The organism is Prolinoborus fasciculus (assembly GCF_056724605.1).
This window is the reverse complement of the sequence record NZ_JBWZQN010000043.1, coordinates 17209-29816: the sequence shown is the minus strand read 5'-3', so window position 1 is coordinate 29816 and position 12608 is coordinate 17209. Positions and strand designations below refer to the sequence as shown.

Here is a 12608-nt window from a genome sequence, read left to right as displayed (position 1 = left end):
TGTACACAGTGCACTGGGTTATGTATCGCCTTTTGAGTTTGAAGCAATGTACTATGATAAGATTAACCCGTTAGGTCAGGTGGCCTAACTTAAATAAAAAAGTCTCCGACAAACCCGGTACGGTTCACACTGACGGCGATCAATTTCAATATTGAACTCTTGCTTGACCAACTCCGCAACTTCTTGAGGGGTATCACGGCATGCAAGAGCTTGAACGATAAATATTTTTACAGGCTCTTTAAGTGCTGCCATAAATCCCCCTTTTGTCATGCTACGTCATGCAAAGTAGGCAAAAAAAATCCCCTTTAATCGGGGAGCTTTTTTAAATCATTTCAAAATGCCTCAATGCTTCTTCAACCTTACCCTTATGTTCTTCAGGACAAGGATGAACACGGTTATCTGGATCATACCTATTAGGTGCTTGCCTTTTAGTTAAACCATGCTGATTTTTAATATCTGCTATCCAGCAACTTTTAAAAGTACGCCCATGTTTTTCAGTAAGGAATTCTTGAATTTGTTTATATGTAGCCATACGTGCCCTCCTTTAGATCAAATCTACAAAAAAATGAAATAAAGTAAAGCTAAAATCTGATCCCATTTTAATTAATCACACAGTTCCCACAACATGCTGCAATATTCGTTTCAGATACAAACGGCGCATTCTTGGCAATTTCCAAAAGCCGTTTTACAGACTCATCTGCGCCCCATCGTTTGGTCTCACCAAAGAAAACTTCAACGTCATGGCCAGCCAGGTAATGCTTAGGTAAACCAGTCATATCGCTATAAATGATTTCACCATCTTCATCACGCTCTACACCGATGTGATACAGCTCATGCTCAATCAAACGGCAGAACTCACGATCTGAGGCTTGCTCACAGAAAGCAGCATCCACAGTAATCAGGTATTGAGGCACAAAGCCGAACCAGTCCCGCATCTGCTGTTCCTGGCGTGCTTTCTTCCAGCCGCCCACGTTAAACATCACCTTTTCACATTGACCCAGTACCATACGCTTTTTCGCTACGGCGGCAGATGAAGCCCATGCGAATGCAAGGAACTCTTCATTGTTATGCAGTAATTCAGCAATATGATCATGATCCGGGTTATGTAGTTCACCACCGAGAGTAAGCCAGTTATTCACGACCCATTCTTTAAGCTCTGGTGCTGGTGCCAAACGAATAGCCTCCTCTTCCTCAGCCTGATCAATCAGCTCCGTCGGCGGGAATGGTCTGAACTGTTCCATAAGATGCCTTTAAATTTCTCAGCCATGCCGTTGCACGGCCCATGTTGATATCATTGACTTCAAAACGCTGATAGCGGTAACCCATTTCTTCAGCATGGTCATAGCGATCCATACTCCAAGCTTTTGTGGCCAACTTACCTTTTCGACCACCAGACCAAGGCCCACCAGCAATTTCAATTAATGTGAGATAGCCAACCAGGTGCAAATCGAAACGCCAGTGCTTAGTACTTTTAAAATGAAAATATTCTTCGTATTTGATTTCCATCCGATCCAAGATTTCTTTTAATCGATCGAATGCTTCTAAGTATTTTTCACCAGCTTTGGGTAGGGGTCTGACACGCGATTTCTTTTTTGGCGGGATTTTTTGGGTGAAAAGTTTATAAGCCTTTTCATCCATACAAAGTGAACCGTAAATTATTAATGCGTTCTTTCAGCTTAATTATAATTTCATCGATTACCATCATTTGATGACGCGTCAATCCAGATCTGCTGAGATTCTGATACTTAGACAGCTCAGTACTGCAAAATTCTAAGTCTTGTTTAGCTTGTACTTTGTCTGTCATAGGTACCACCAATAAGAAAAGAAAAACCCCGACAAATTAATGACGGGGTTTGAGTCGTAATACGTTCGACAAAAGGAAAATAGCAATATATTTCAATAAAAAACCCGTTTAACTCTCTCCAATTAAACGGGCTTGACTTGCGTCACAACGTCTTTCTTCTTTTGCAGAGCAACTATATTGCTTAAATATTACAGCTTTATGAAACAGCTCTTTGCTTGAGTGGTTGTTATTCAACTTCTTTCAAACAATCCCGACACACTTTGATTTCTTCATCATCAATCGTGTAATCGATCTCAGTCGCACCGTGTAGGCCGAATAAACACATCAGTAATCTAAGCATGATTTTACTCCTGGACAATCAAGCAATCATGTCGCAAGAAATGTCAGTTATTTTCACTTATAAAACATAAATTTATGATATTTATTTCCAAAATAATGTCAGTAATTTTGTCGAACTAAGCAAGATTCCTTCCTGGTTAATCAAGCAATGATCAAGCATTTTAACTTGGTGTGATTACACTAATATTTCTCAGGGCATTAAATAAGCCCTTTTCGCAGGGCCAAACGCTACTCATTAATCCATCATCTCGAAATGGGCTATCAATCTGACTTCTTAACTTTCGTCCTGTATGGGTCGGGTTGTCATCCCAGATCTAGTATTTCTCTTAGGCCCACTCAGTACGTGACGAAATCGCACTGGATTCAAACCAATTTATACGGCTGGTTTCAGCATCCCACCGTTTGTGCTTTTAGCTGAACAAATGAATGTACAGCGTCACAAATCCGAATTGCCTAATGGCTGACGTTATTTCATAAGATCACCAATGAGTCAGGTTTATGGAATTTCAGGCATTAAAAAAGCCCGATCAAATTAATGAGCAGGCTTATATTTTTGATTTTGTATTATTCCACTTCTTTCAAACAATCCCGACACACTTTCTGGTCATCACAATTAATTTCAGTCACACCATGCAGGCCAAATAAGCAGAATATAAATTGGAGCATACTTTTCTCTATAAATTAAAAAAGCCTGATCAAATTCATGAACAGGCTTACCTCTTTTAAATTTACTTTATTTAATTTGTGTAATCATCTCTATGCTTACCACACTTGCAACATTCTACCTGAATAAAAATATCCGACTCATAAGTGTAGTGATGAAAGCATAATAGCTGCTTTAAGAGTTGCCGCATATTTTTCTCCCAAATGTTGGAGACCCCACTGAAAAGTGGAGTGATCATAGATGGTAAATAACAAGTTAGTACTTGCTCATCGCCTGCATAACAATTAGCTGTGAAGAACTTCTAATTCAAAACCGTTATCAATCATTTCATTAATACTGGGTATCAGTGCCTCCACCCACTCTCCCTTGCTCCAAACCTTTAAAATTCCATTCTCTTCCTTATAGTAAGCATGATCGAAAAGTGAGATATGATGAATAACCTGTGTTCCGTTTGGTATACGTGTCATACAAACCTCCAGACTTTTTGTTGTAATTTTAATCTATCAGAATATTATGTTTTTTAATTATAGATGCTTGTATCAATTCACTATTAAATGTGACCTATCAAACAATACAGCAACACATGACATAAGAAAAATAGGCAAAAAAAACCTCCTTTGGGAAAAGGAGGCTGAAATTGGAAAGAAACTACAGCGATAGAATCTAGGCCACGATTCTATCTAAATTTATTTTTTAATCAACAGTAAAAATCATTTTATTTAGGCAATAAAAAGCCCACTTACTCGTCAAAATAAGCGGGCCCGTGCTGCAGTCATTTTCTTCGTATTACGTCTTCTTCTTATCGCAAAAACAATATAGCACTAAGGCTTTGATCAGAAAGTATAGAGAATATTAAGAAACTGTTTTCAAATGTTGAACTTAAGTTAATTTTCTTTTCAGGTAATAAATTCTAAGCATTAAAAAAGCCCACCATTTGGAGAGCTTTCCTTGATGCTTAAACCTATTCTTTTGAACACTTCACTTCAAACTGGTATTCGTCTTGGGTAACCTTAATTTTAATATTTTTATATTTTCGTTTGTTTGGATCCATTGCCGAGCCAGCCACTTCCTCAAAAAAGCTACGATCATTCATTAGCTCGCCATACACTTTATAGCCTAATAAAATCTTTTCAGGCTTTTTGCCTTCAGCCACTAATTTACCGAGAGTATCTTCTAGTTTTTTAACAGTTAAAATCGCCATTTCAATTAGAGCTCAAAAACAAAAAGGCATTATCACTTAATTTTATGAATAAATAATGTCAAAAAAGCCCACCTTTCGATGAGCTTTAATGACTTGGTCTCGGTTGAACCGTAATACGACCAGTATAGAAAAAGAATACCTTACATCCATATAGGATGTCAAACACTCAATTTTCTTAAATTTTTCCGGTACTGGCCTGCATAATGCTCTACCTCATCGTTCAACTCTTTGAGCAAAAGTTCAACTGCATTACCTAGCCATGCATAGCGTTTTGAATAAGTATTTGGTTCAATATAATCAATTCCTGAAAATACTAAGCGGCCTTTCAATGTATGGTATTCACGCAACTTTGGACGCAATGAATAAAACAGTTCCATGCGTGCAATGTGTTTGCAGAATTGCGGCATATCAAAACTTTCACGCTGCTTATCCATTTCCTCTTGCACCATACGCCATAAGTAATCTGAGATGTATTTTGTGACCACGGAATAATTATCCGTATTGTCTCGATAATCACCCCATACCAAAATTGACGCATAAGCCTTGGTTTCATCATTTGGCATTAAAGCAATTGCGCCACAACGATCTTCCCAATTGACAGGGATTTCATTTGTTGGTGGTGTATCTGCTTCATAATTTGCTGTTTTGGCTCTTAACTGCTGCCCCAACCATTCAATATTTGTCATCTTTTCAGCTACCGTCGCATTCATCCCAAATCCCCTACCATCTTCTCAATTTGCTGGATCGCGTGACCTGACTTCACTTGATCTGTACTAAACCTTAATACTTGAAAACCCATCATGGTTGCGGCGTTATATTTTTCCATGTCCCCGATATACCCCTTGCCTCTGGTATGTCTTCCTCCACTCCAGATCGCACCTTCAACTTCTACCAGTATCTTTTTTCCTACCAGGTGGAAATCAGCTCTCCATTTCCGCTTTGGGTGAAACTCAAATTCCTGCTCAAACTCAATTTTTAAAGTCTTTAATTCTCTGGCCAGCTTTGCTTCAAACTCATTCGGTATCTTTTCACTTTTAACCTTAGGGCGCTTGGAACGCCCTTTCGCTCTGGTGGCTTTCACCATTTTCTTGTATTCAGCGATTGAGTAGCTGGTCATTCACCCCAAACCCTCAATACAACGGCGCCAATAGCCATGAAAATAAACATCAGCGCTTTGTTTAGATCCTTCATACGGCAATTTCACCCTTTACATTCATAATGTCTTTGGCATATGCAGTTGCACGGTAATGACTCTCTGATACACGCTCCAAATAACCACCTTTGACATGCTCCTGAAGCAGGCTGTAAATAGTGGTTCTATGGAAATCAAAAACAGCTTCTTGCACGTCCTTCACTGAAAATGGCGTAGTGGCATAACAAGCAAAAAGCATCAAACTTATCTGATCTTCAAAGCTAACTTTCCTATGGATTTTTGACTGATCATCAGAATCAATTTGCTTAATCTCGCCACCATTTTTCAAAAATTCTTCAATTGTTGTATTCACACCCCACCCCCTACACGCTGATCTGTCCAATTGCATTCAACTACGGTTAATCCACCCTGTTGAAAACGAGACCAAAGACGATCACCCAAGTCTTTCTGCAGCTCAGCTAATGTCAGATTAGAAATCAGCATGGTCGGCTTCATCCGGTCATAGCGTGCATATAAAACTTTGTGAACTAGCTCACGGCGTTTATCACGGTCATGCAATCCATATTCATCCAGGATCAACAGGTCATACTGGCTGAAATCATAAATCACAGATTTTTCTGTAGCGTCCGGCTGCTCCCATGCGTTCATGATTCGCTGTGCCAGATCTTCGCTGGTGATGTAGCGTGCATACTTGCCCTTGTTGAGCAATGTTCGAGCTGTTGCGCAGCTGAGATGAGTTTTTCCTGTACCAGTAGGTCCCACCATCACAAAGTTGTTTTTATGGCCATTGATCATGTTCTTGGCAAAGGAAACAACCTGATTCAGTGCGTTCTGGTGTCCAGCGTGTTGAACGTTGTAATTCTTAAAACCTGATGTTGCATGGCGCTCTGGAAGCATTGCCCCAGCAAAGTGTTTTTCACGTACAGTGCGATCAATTTCAGCTTGTGCATTGCGCTTTTGCTCTTCCAGAAATTCTACGGCGCATTGTGGACATTTGTGGTATGGACCGGCTTGAACCATTGCTATTTTGTGCTCTGAGCAGATCGCGTGTGTTTGTTTTAATCCCTGAGTCAGCATCGACATTGCGTTCATACAAAGTCCTCCGGGATATGTACTGGTGAATTCACTGCTGCGTGATGTTGCGATGCTTGGTCTGCCCAAGCTGTATTCACATCCAGATTAGAATTTTGTTTTTCAGAAGACTGATACGTTTTTTGAGTGTATTTACGCTTGATCCACTTCACGAAGTTTGAATACATCTGGGTGTCTGTGATCAAGCCTGCGTTCAAACGTGGTTCGTAATGGGCATTCACTTCAAGTAAAATCTGATTCACCAGTTCTTGGGTCATCGGAGTTTCACCTGATCTCTGTATGCACAGCGCAAAGATGCCTTGATTCAAGCTGCTGAAACTGGGGAGGCTTCATGAGTTATTCCTACTCTTCAATGACCCGCGTGCTGCTTGTGCAGTACAAGGGCCGGGTTAGAACTTATCGCAATATCAATCTATTCGGTATTGACGATTGCCTGCGAAATTTTGTGAATACCTGGGGGTACAAATGATCTTCAGAATTAAAAAGAAGCACCAAGTGGGCTTCAAATTATGGCTTGAAAAGCTGGGTTATACAAAGAAAGAGCTTGCTGACGGTAGTACTACTTTCTCGGGCAAAGGTACACGCAAAGCATTGAGCTATGTGTTTTTAAAAAGTGATTTAACAGGTAATGCAGCATGTTAGGCGCTATTTGGTGAATATGAAGAGCACCTGGATAACCCTGATTATTTAGATGTGAAGGTGGCGTGATGGAAAAGAATAAATTGTGGTGCGTAGGAATCTGCCCTGAAGATGATAGTCCGCATGAGCAGTCACCTGCCGTATCAAAAGAAATTGCTGAACGTGCTTTGGCTCGTTACAGAGCAATGACTAAGGCTGAAGGCAATCAGTTCATGATCGAATCATTTGATGAATACTTTCAGGTTCAAGAGTGGGAAGGCACAGCCGAAGACCACCAAGAACAAATGTTTTACACAGAAGATTGGTTTAAAGAGCCGATGTACCAGTGCTTTGACCTACCAACAGCATGCAAAGTTTTTAAATATGGTGAGATTGTTGAATGCTACAAAAAAGGCTCATCACCACTTACTACATCAAATTTTGAAGAAGCCAAGCGCTTCTATGAGGTGGCGTGATGGATAGTACTGATCAAATAGTTGAGCCAACCCCATTTGATGATGTGCAGTGGCTCTGGTGCGCTGACTGGTGCAAGAAAAAAGGTTTAAGCCCATATGATGCAAAGAACTGGGCAGATGCAAAATTTGAATACTTGAAGGCTCATGAAGCCAAGGAGAGAACCAATGAATATGAGTGAGCCGACTTTATATGACAGGATCAAAAAAGGAGAAATTGACCAGCCAAGCAAAGATGGTCCACGAAGTTACTACCTAAATAGTTATGTGAACGAAGTTGTCACAAGGCATTCAAAAACTGGTAAAGTAGCCGCTTGATTGAGCGGCTTTTTAATGCCTGCAAAATCAGTCACTTTTCTAAAAGTGAGTAACATAGTGAGTAACGATTAGAAATAAAGATGCTCATTTTCACAATTTTCAAGAGGTTACGTGCGATATGCTTCTCATGATCGACAACTATGACTCCTTTACTTATAACATCGTCCAATATTTTGGCGAACTGAATCAAGAAGTAAAAGTAGTCCGTAATGATGCCGTGACATTGGAAGATATAGAGCGATGGCAACCCAAGTATTTAGTGATTGGCCCCGGCCCATGCTCGCCAAGTGAGGCAGGGATTTCTATTCCTGCGATTCAGCATTTTGCTGGAAAAATTCCTTTACTGGGCGTTTGTCTTGGTCATCAAAGTATTGGTCAGGCATTTGGCGGTGATATCGTGCGTGCCAAACGTGTCATGCATGGCCGTCTGTCTGATATGTACCACAGTGATACCGGGATTTTCAGCAATCTCCCTTCTCCATTTCCTGCAACGCGCTATCATTCACTGGTGATTGATCAAGCCACCTTGCCCGAATGTCTGGAAGTGACCTGCTGGACCAATGAAGCTGACGGCTCTATGGAAGAAATTATGGGTGTGAAACATAAGACATTGCCGGTCGAAGGCGTGCAGTTCCATCCCGAATCGATTCTGAGCCAGCATGGTCATCAAATCTTTAAAAACTTTCTCGAAATTTATGCCTAAGAACACCTTATGAATATTCAACAAGCTTTAAGCAATATTACTAAAAACATTCACCTGACTCAGGATCAAATGCAAGACGTGATGCGTGCCATCATGTCAGGTGAAACGACCGATGCCCAGATTGGTGCCCTGCTGATGGGCTTACGTCTTAAAGGCGAAAGCATTGATGAGATTACCGCAGCTGCACGTGTCATGCGTGAACTTGCCACTAAAATTGATGTCAGTGACATTCCTTATCTGGTCGATATCGTCGGCACAGGCGGTGACGGTCAAAACCTGTTTAACGTTTCTACTGCCTCTGCATTCGTGATCGCAGCAGCGGGTGCAACCATTGCCAAACATGGTAACCGCGGCGTTTCGACCAAATCAGGTTCGTCAGATTTGCTGGAACAGGCCGGGATTAATCTGGACCTGAATATGCAGCAGACTGAACGCTGTATCCGTGATGTCGGTGTCGGCTTCCTGTTTGCACCGAATCATCATCAAGCCATGAAATATGCAATCGGCCCACGTAAAGAATTGGGGATTCGCAGCATTTTCAACCTGCTCGGTCCTTTAACCAATCCGGCTGGCGTACAACGTCTGGTCATTGGCGTATTTTCCAATGAACTCTGCCGTCCAATTGCCGAAGTTATGAAACAGCTCGGTGCTGAACATGTGATGGTAGTACATTCACGTGATGGTCTGGATGAAATCAGTATAGCCTCTTCAACTCATGTTGCTGAACTGAAAAATGGCGAAGTCACCGAATGGGAAATTATTCCTGAATCGGTCGATATTGAATCGCAAACTCTGACCGGACTGATTGTGGAAGATTCTGCGCAAAGTCTGGCTTTAATCAAAGATGCACTGGGCAAGAAAAAATCAGACATCGGCGATAAAGCCGCCAATATGATCGCGCTGAATGCCGGCGCAGGTATTTATGTCTCCGGTTTGACCAGCAGCTATAAGCAAGGTGTTGCGCTGGCACATGACATTATCTATGGCGGTCAGGCACTTGAGAAAATGAGTGTACTGTCTGAATTTACCAAAACTATTAAACATTACGAAGCTTAATTCGGTCAGGGATTTTGATCATGGTGGATATCGCAAATACAATTTTAGGCAAAATTGTTGACCGTAAAAAAGAAGAATTTGCCCTACGTTTAAAGCAGAAAAGCTATAAAGATCTGGAAGAACTGGCACAAGGTGCATCACCTGTGCGTGGTTTTGCCCGGTCTTTAGTGTCGAAACGTCCGGGTGTCATTGCTGAAATTAAGAAAGCTTCGCCATCTAAGGGCATTATTCGCGAGAACTTTAACCCTGCGGAAATTGCAGCACAGTATCAGGAGGCAGGCGCAGCCTGTTTATCGGTGCTGACCGATGTAGACTTTTTCCAAGGACATGATGACAATATTCAGATTGCCCGTTCACATTGCGACCTGCCTGCACTGCGCAAAGACTTTCTGATCGATCCTTATGGGGTCATCGAAGCACGTGCCCTGCATGCAGACTGTATCTTGCTAATTGTGGCTTGCCTGTCTGACCAGCAGTTAGAAGAAATGTCCAAAACTGCATTTGAACATCATCTGGATGTACTGGTTGAAGTTCACGATGAAGAAGAACTATCCCGTGCTTTAAAGCTTTCAGATCGTTGTTTGCTCGGCGTGAATAACCGTAATTTAAAAACCTTTGATGTGGATTTGAACACCTCGATTCGTTTGAAAAAATTACTGGATCCTTCACGCTTGCTGGTGACTGAAAGCGGTATTGCAACCCCTTCCGATGTCGCCATGATGCAGGAACATGATATTCACGCCTTCTTGGTCGGCGAAAGCTTTATGAAACAGCCACGTCCGGATCATGCTTTCCGTGATCTGTTTGGTGAGCCTGAAGCAGTTTAAAGTTGTAAATACTTACCTAAGCACTTAAAAAGCCCAATCTCAGGATTGGGCTTTTTTATTTTCAATATTAAAAAGTAGATCATAGAATCTCGAGCGTATTTAAAATCCTCAGCGAATGTCATGAACGCAATTCAGTTCTCCTTTGTCTATTTTCAGACTATAATTCTTGTAAATTCCGTATCTCCCTTGTTTTTACATTATGAGTAAACACGATTCTTCGTTATCTAAAGATCAGTACAACCTGCTGAAATCTTTTAAGAAGCAAATTACACAGCCGCAAACGCCTGCGGTCGTTGCTGCACCTGTTGAAAAGACTGTCGAGCAAGAGGCTTTAGAAGAACTTGAATTATTCCGCAAGCAAATGCAGGGCGTGCAAAAAATTGAATCGGGCAATACGGTTCAACTGGACAAGCCACGCAAGAAAAAGCCGGATGCACAAATCCTGGCAAAGCGTGCAGCGGCTACTGGCCCGATGGAAACAGAGGCAATGGCTTTATCAGATACTCAAGCCATGCTCAATCCTGTCGGGAGTCAGGCCAACTTGAGTTACCGCATTGCCACCTTGCAGCATAAAGTGTTTGAAGACTTGAAAGCCGGTAACTTGCGCTGGTTTGAAGCTGTGGATCTGCATGGCTGTACTGTGGAAGAAGCGCGTCAAGCCGTGCTGCAAATTATCCAGATCGCCAAAGATGAAAACCAGAACGTGATTAAAATCGTACATGGCAAAGGTCCGGAAGCGATTTTAAAAACCTATGTGAACGGCTGGCTGCGTCAGCATCGCGATGTTTTGGCTTTTGTCAGTGCACCTGAAAAGCAAGGTGGTACCGGTGCGGTATTGGTTCTGCTCAAACGTGCAGAAAAGAATCCAAAGTTCAAACAGTAAACGGTTTTAGCCTCAAAACAAGGCATTGTAAAAGTTTTCTGCTACAATGCCGTCCTTGTTCATTCTCAGTTTAAGTGAATACGTCATATGACTATGCAGCAATCCTACGCAAACATTCTTACTGCCGTTGGCGAAGATCTAAATCGCCCTGGTCTCAAAGATACGCCTGTGCGCGCTGCGAAAGCATTTTCATATTTAACCTCGGGTTATAGCCAGACACTTGAAGAAGTGACCAACAAGGCGGTCTTCCCTTCCGATAACCGTGAAATGGTACTGGTCAAAAACATCGAATTTTATTCGCTATGTGAGCATCACTTATTGCCATTTTATGGCCGCGTACATATCGCCTATTTGCCAGAAGGTCATGTTTTAGGCCTGTCTAAATTTGCCCGCATTACTGAAATGTTTGCACGCCGTTTGCAAATTCAGGAAAATCTGACTCAGCAAATTGCAGAAGCAGTGGCTGAAGTCACCAAAGCACGCGGTGTTGCAGTAATGATTGATTCTGCGCACATGTGCATGATGATGCGCGGTGTAGGCAAGCAGGAATCAACCACACGTACGGTATCATTTATTGGTGATTTTAAAACCGACAAAGAAACACGTCGTGAATTTTTAAGTGCGGTTCCAGAAAGCTATTAATTATTAAAGCTTAAAAATAAGTTACTCAAAGCCTCGATCATTCGGGGTTTTTTGCTTTTAAAGGAAGAGGATATCAATACTTAATTCAAAAGCTCACTTGCTATAAATAACACCTGGTAACAGGGTTTAAAGACCTGTCCCAAAACTTGCTATGTTTCAGTCTAGAACTCAAACAATTCCTGCTTGTGTTTGCAACAAGCCTACACTTGGATACACGATAAAGTTTTAATCCTGCCGCTCTCCCATTAAAGTAATTTGAAGTTGATATACAGCAAAGCGCTTTATATCTTTCTGATTGATTTTTAATGATAAGGAAAGTAACCATGGCGAATAGTAAAAATAACCAGGCGAAAGACAGCAAAAAATCAGCAAAAACTGCTAAAAAGACCCAAGATGAGAAACTGAAAAAGTCGAATAAGAGTAGTGACAAAGACAGTGATCGCAAAGTCACTAAAAAAGCGGCGAGCAGTAAATCTAAAGCGGCATCTTCTAAGAAAGACAATGCCAGCAAAGATGAAAAAGTGAAGGCGAAGAAAAATTCGAGCTCAAAAGCCAGTGATAAAGCGAAAGACCAAAAGACCTCTTCTGCGAAAAAACCGGCTAAAGCGAAAAGCAGCAACAAGAGTAAAGACGACACTAAAGTGAAAAAGTCTTCTTCAAAAAAATCGGCGCCTGCTAAAAAGCAGTCGAGTAGCTCCTCTAAGAGCAAGTCAACCAAGGCTAAAACCTCGAAGACCAGTTCGAAAAAATCGAAGTAAAATGAAAGCCCCTAGTTCTAGAAGACAGGGGCTTTTCTGTATCCTGCCTTTCATTTTCATAATTTGTATTAGCTGAA

The 12608-nt window shown here is 41.5% G+C and carries 21 protein-coding genes; 10 read left to right on the top strand and 11 right to left on the bottom strand.

Annotated elements, in window-relative coordinates; translation table 11 throughout:
• Nucleotides 1-84: 84 nt before the first annotated feature.
• The 4 genes from AC1P5O_RS11055 to AC1P5O_RS11040 form a co-directional block, all read right to left on the bottom strand.
• Complete coding sequence (locus AC1P5O_RS11055; protein WP_318270676.1) at nucleotides 85-252, bottom strand: DUF2280 domain-containing protein; 168 nt, start codon at nucleotides 250-252, stop codon at nucleotides 85-87.
• A gap of 70 nt (nucleotides 253-322) precedes the next feature.
• Complete coding sequence (locus AC1P5O_RS11050; RefSeq protein ID WP_004279609.1) at nucleotides 323-532, bottom strand: hypothetical protein; 210 nt, start codon at nucleotides 530-532, stop codon at nucleotides 323-325.
• Between the two features lie 67 nt (nucleotides 533-599).
• Nucleotides 600-1241: a putative metallopeptidase gene (locus tag AC1P5O_RS11045; protein WP_004279608.1), complete on the bottom strand. Its 642-nt coding sequence runs from the start codon at nucleotides 1239-1241 to the stop codon at nucleotides 600-602.
• Nucleotides 1201-1638: a hypothetical protein gene (locus AC1P5O_RS11040; RefSeq protein WP_004279606.1), complete on the bottom strand. Its 438-nt coding sequence runs from the start codon at nucleotides 1636-1638 to the stop codon at nucleotides 1201-1203. Before AC1P5O_RS11040 ends, AC1P5O_RS11045 begins: the two co-directional genes overlap by 41 nt.
• A 1003-nt stretch (nucleotides 1639-2641) precedes the next feature.
• Here AC1P5O_RS11040 and AC1P5O_RS11035 point away from each other — a divergent pair.
• The gene (locus tag AC1P5O_RS11035) at nucleotides 2642-2788 is read left to right on the top strand and encodes a hypothetical protein (RefSeq protein WP_004730169.1); all 147 of its coding nucleotides are present in this window, start codon (nucleotides 2642-2644) and stop codon (nucleotides 2786-2788) included.
• Between the two features lie 303 nt (nucleotides 2789-3091).
• Here AC1P5O_RS11035 and AC1P5O_RS11030 read toward each other — a convergent pair whose 3' ends face one another.
• From AC1P5O_RS11030 to AC1P5O_RS11000, 7 genes are all read right to left on the bottom strand, one after another.
• On the bottom strand, nucleotides 3092-3274 hold the full coding sequence (locus AC1P5O_RS11030; RefSeq protein WP_004730170.1) for a hypothetical protein: 183 nt from the start codon (nucleotides 3272-3274) through the stop codon (nucleotides 3092-3094).
• A gap of 494 nt (nucleotides 3275-3768) precedes the next feature.
• Nucleotides 3769-4008, bottom strand: coding sequence for a hypothetical protein (locus AC1P5O_RS11025; RefSeq protein WP_004279605.1), 240 nt, complete (start codon nucleotides 4006-4008; stop codon nucleotides 3769-3771).
• A gap of 158 nt (nucleotides 4009-4166) precedes the next feature.
• Nucleotides 4167-4718, bottom strand: a complete 552-nt coding sequence (locus AC1P5O_RS11020; protein ID WP_004279603.1) for a hypothetical protein — start codon at nucleotides 4716-4718, stop codon at nucleotides 4167-4169.
• Nucleotides 4715-5125, bottom strand: a complete 411-nt coding sequence (locus AC1P5O_RS11015; protein ID WP_004279602.1) for a DUF559 domain-containing protein — start codon at nucleotides 5123-5125, stop codon at nucleotides 4715-4717. Before AC1P5O_RS11015 ends, AC1P5O_RS11020 begins: the two co-directional genes overlap by 4 nt.
• 70 nt (nucleotides 5126-5195) lie before the next feature.
• A complete protein-coding gene (locus AC1P5O_RS11010; protein WP_004730172.1) occupies nucleotides 5196-5513 on the bottom strand; it encodes a hypothetical protein in 318 nt (105 codons plus the stop codon).
• Nucleotides 5510-6253, bottom strand: a complete 744-nt coding sequence (locus AC1P5O_RS11005) for an ATP-binding protein (RefSeq protein ID WP_004279597.1) — start codon at nucleotides 6251-6253, stop codon at nucleotides 5510-5512. Before AC1P5O_RS11005 ends, AC1P5O_RS11010 begins: the two co-directional genes overlap by 4 nt.
• On the bottom strand, nucleotides 6250-6510 hold the full coding sequence (locus AC1P5O_RS11000; protein WP_004279596.1) for a hypothetical protein: 261 nt from the start codon (nucleotides 6508-6510) through the stop codon (nucleotides 6250-6252). Before AC1P5O_RS11000 ends, AC1P5O_RS11005 begins: the two co-directional genes overlap by 4 nt.
• A gap of 208 nt (nucleotides 6511-6718) precedes the next feature.
• Here AC1P5O_RS11000 and AC1P5O_RS10995 point away from each other — a divergent pair, with 208 nt between their 5' ends.
• The 9 genes from AC1P5O_RS10995 (at nucleotide 6719) to AC1P5O_RS10955 (ending at nucleotide 12531) form a co-directional block, all read left to right on the top strand.
• Nucleotides 6719-6895, top strand: a complete 177-nt coding sequence (locus tag AC1P5O_RS10995) for a hypothetical protein (RefSeq protein WP_004730175.1) — start codon at nucleotides 6719-6721, stop codon at nucleotides 6893-6895.
• A 65-nt stretch (nucleotides 6896-6960) separates the two neighbouring features.
• Nucleotides 6961-7347, top strand: a complete 387-nt coding sequence (locus AC1P5O_RS10990) for a hypothetical protein (protein WP_004279593.1) — start codon at nucleotides 6961-6963, stop codon at nucleotides 7345-7347.
• A complete protein-coding gene (locus tag AC1P5O_RS10985; protein ID WP_004279592.1) occupies nucleotides 7347-7526 on the top strand; it encodes a hypothetical protein in 180 nt (59 codons plus the stop codon). Before AC1P5O_RS10990 ends, AC1P5O_RS10985 begins: the two co-directional genes overlap by 1 nt.
• A gap of 254 nt (nucleotides 7527-7780) precedes the next feature.
• On the top strand, nucleotides 7781-8365 hold the full coding sequence (locus AC1P5O_RS10980) for an anthranilate synthase component II (RefSeq protein ID WP_004646400.1): 585 nt from the start codon (nucleotides 7781-7783) through the stop codon (nucleotides 8363-8365).
• 9 nt (nucleotides 8366-8374) lie between these two features.
• On the top strand, nucleotides 8375-9421 hold the full coding sequence (gene trpD / locus AC1P5O_RS10975; RefSeq protein ID WP_004646399.1) for an anthranilate phosphoribosyltransferase: 1047 nt from the start codon (nucleotides 8375-8377) through the stop codon (nucleotides 9419-9421).
• Nucleotides 9422-9441: 20 nt separating this feature from the next.
• Nucleotides 9442-10248 carry an indole-3-glycerol phosphate synthase TrpC gene (gene trpC / locus AC1P5O_RS10970; protein WP_004646398.1) on the top strand — a complete coding sequence of 269 codons (807 nt, stop codon included), beginning with the start codon at nucleotides 9442-9444 and terminating at the stop codon, nucleotides 10246-10248.
• A gap of 199 nt (nucleotides 10249-10447) precedes the next feature.
• Entirely contained in the window at nucleotides 10448-11131 is a 684-nt protein-coding gene (locus tag AC1P5O_RS10965) for a Smr/MutS family protein (RefSeq protein ID WP_004646397.1), read from the top strand.
• 87 nt (nucleotides 11132-11218) lie between these two features.
• Nucleotides 11219-11773, top strand: coding sequence for a GTP cyclohydrolase I FolE (gene folE / locus AC1P5O_RS10960; RefSeq protein WP_004279585.1), 555 nt, complete (start codon nucleotides 11219-11221; stop codon nucleotides 11771-11773).
• A gap of 323 nt (nucleotides 11774-12096) precedes the next feature.
• Nucleotides 12097-12531 (top strand): hypothetical protein, encoded by a 435-nt coding sequence (locus AC1P5O_RS10955; RefSeq protein ID WP_004646396.1) that lies wholly within the window; start codon nucleotides 12097-12099, stop codon nucleotides 12529-12531.
• The last annotated feature ends 77 nt before the right edge of the window (nucleotides 12532-12608 follow it).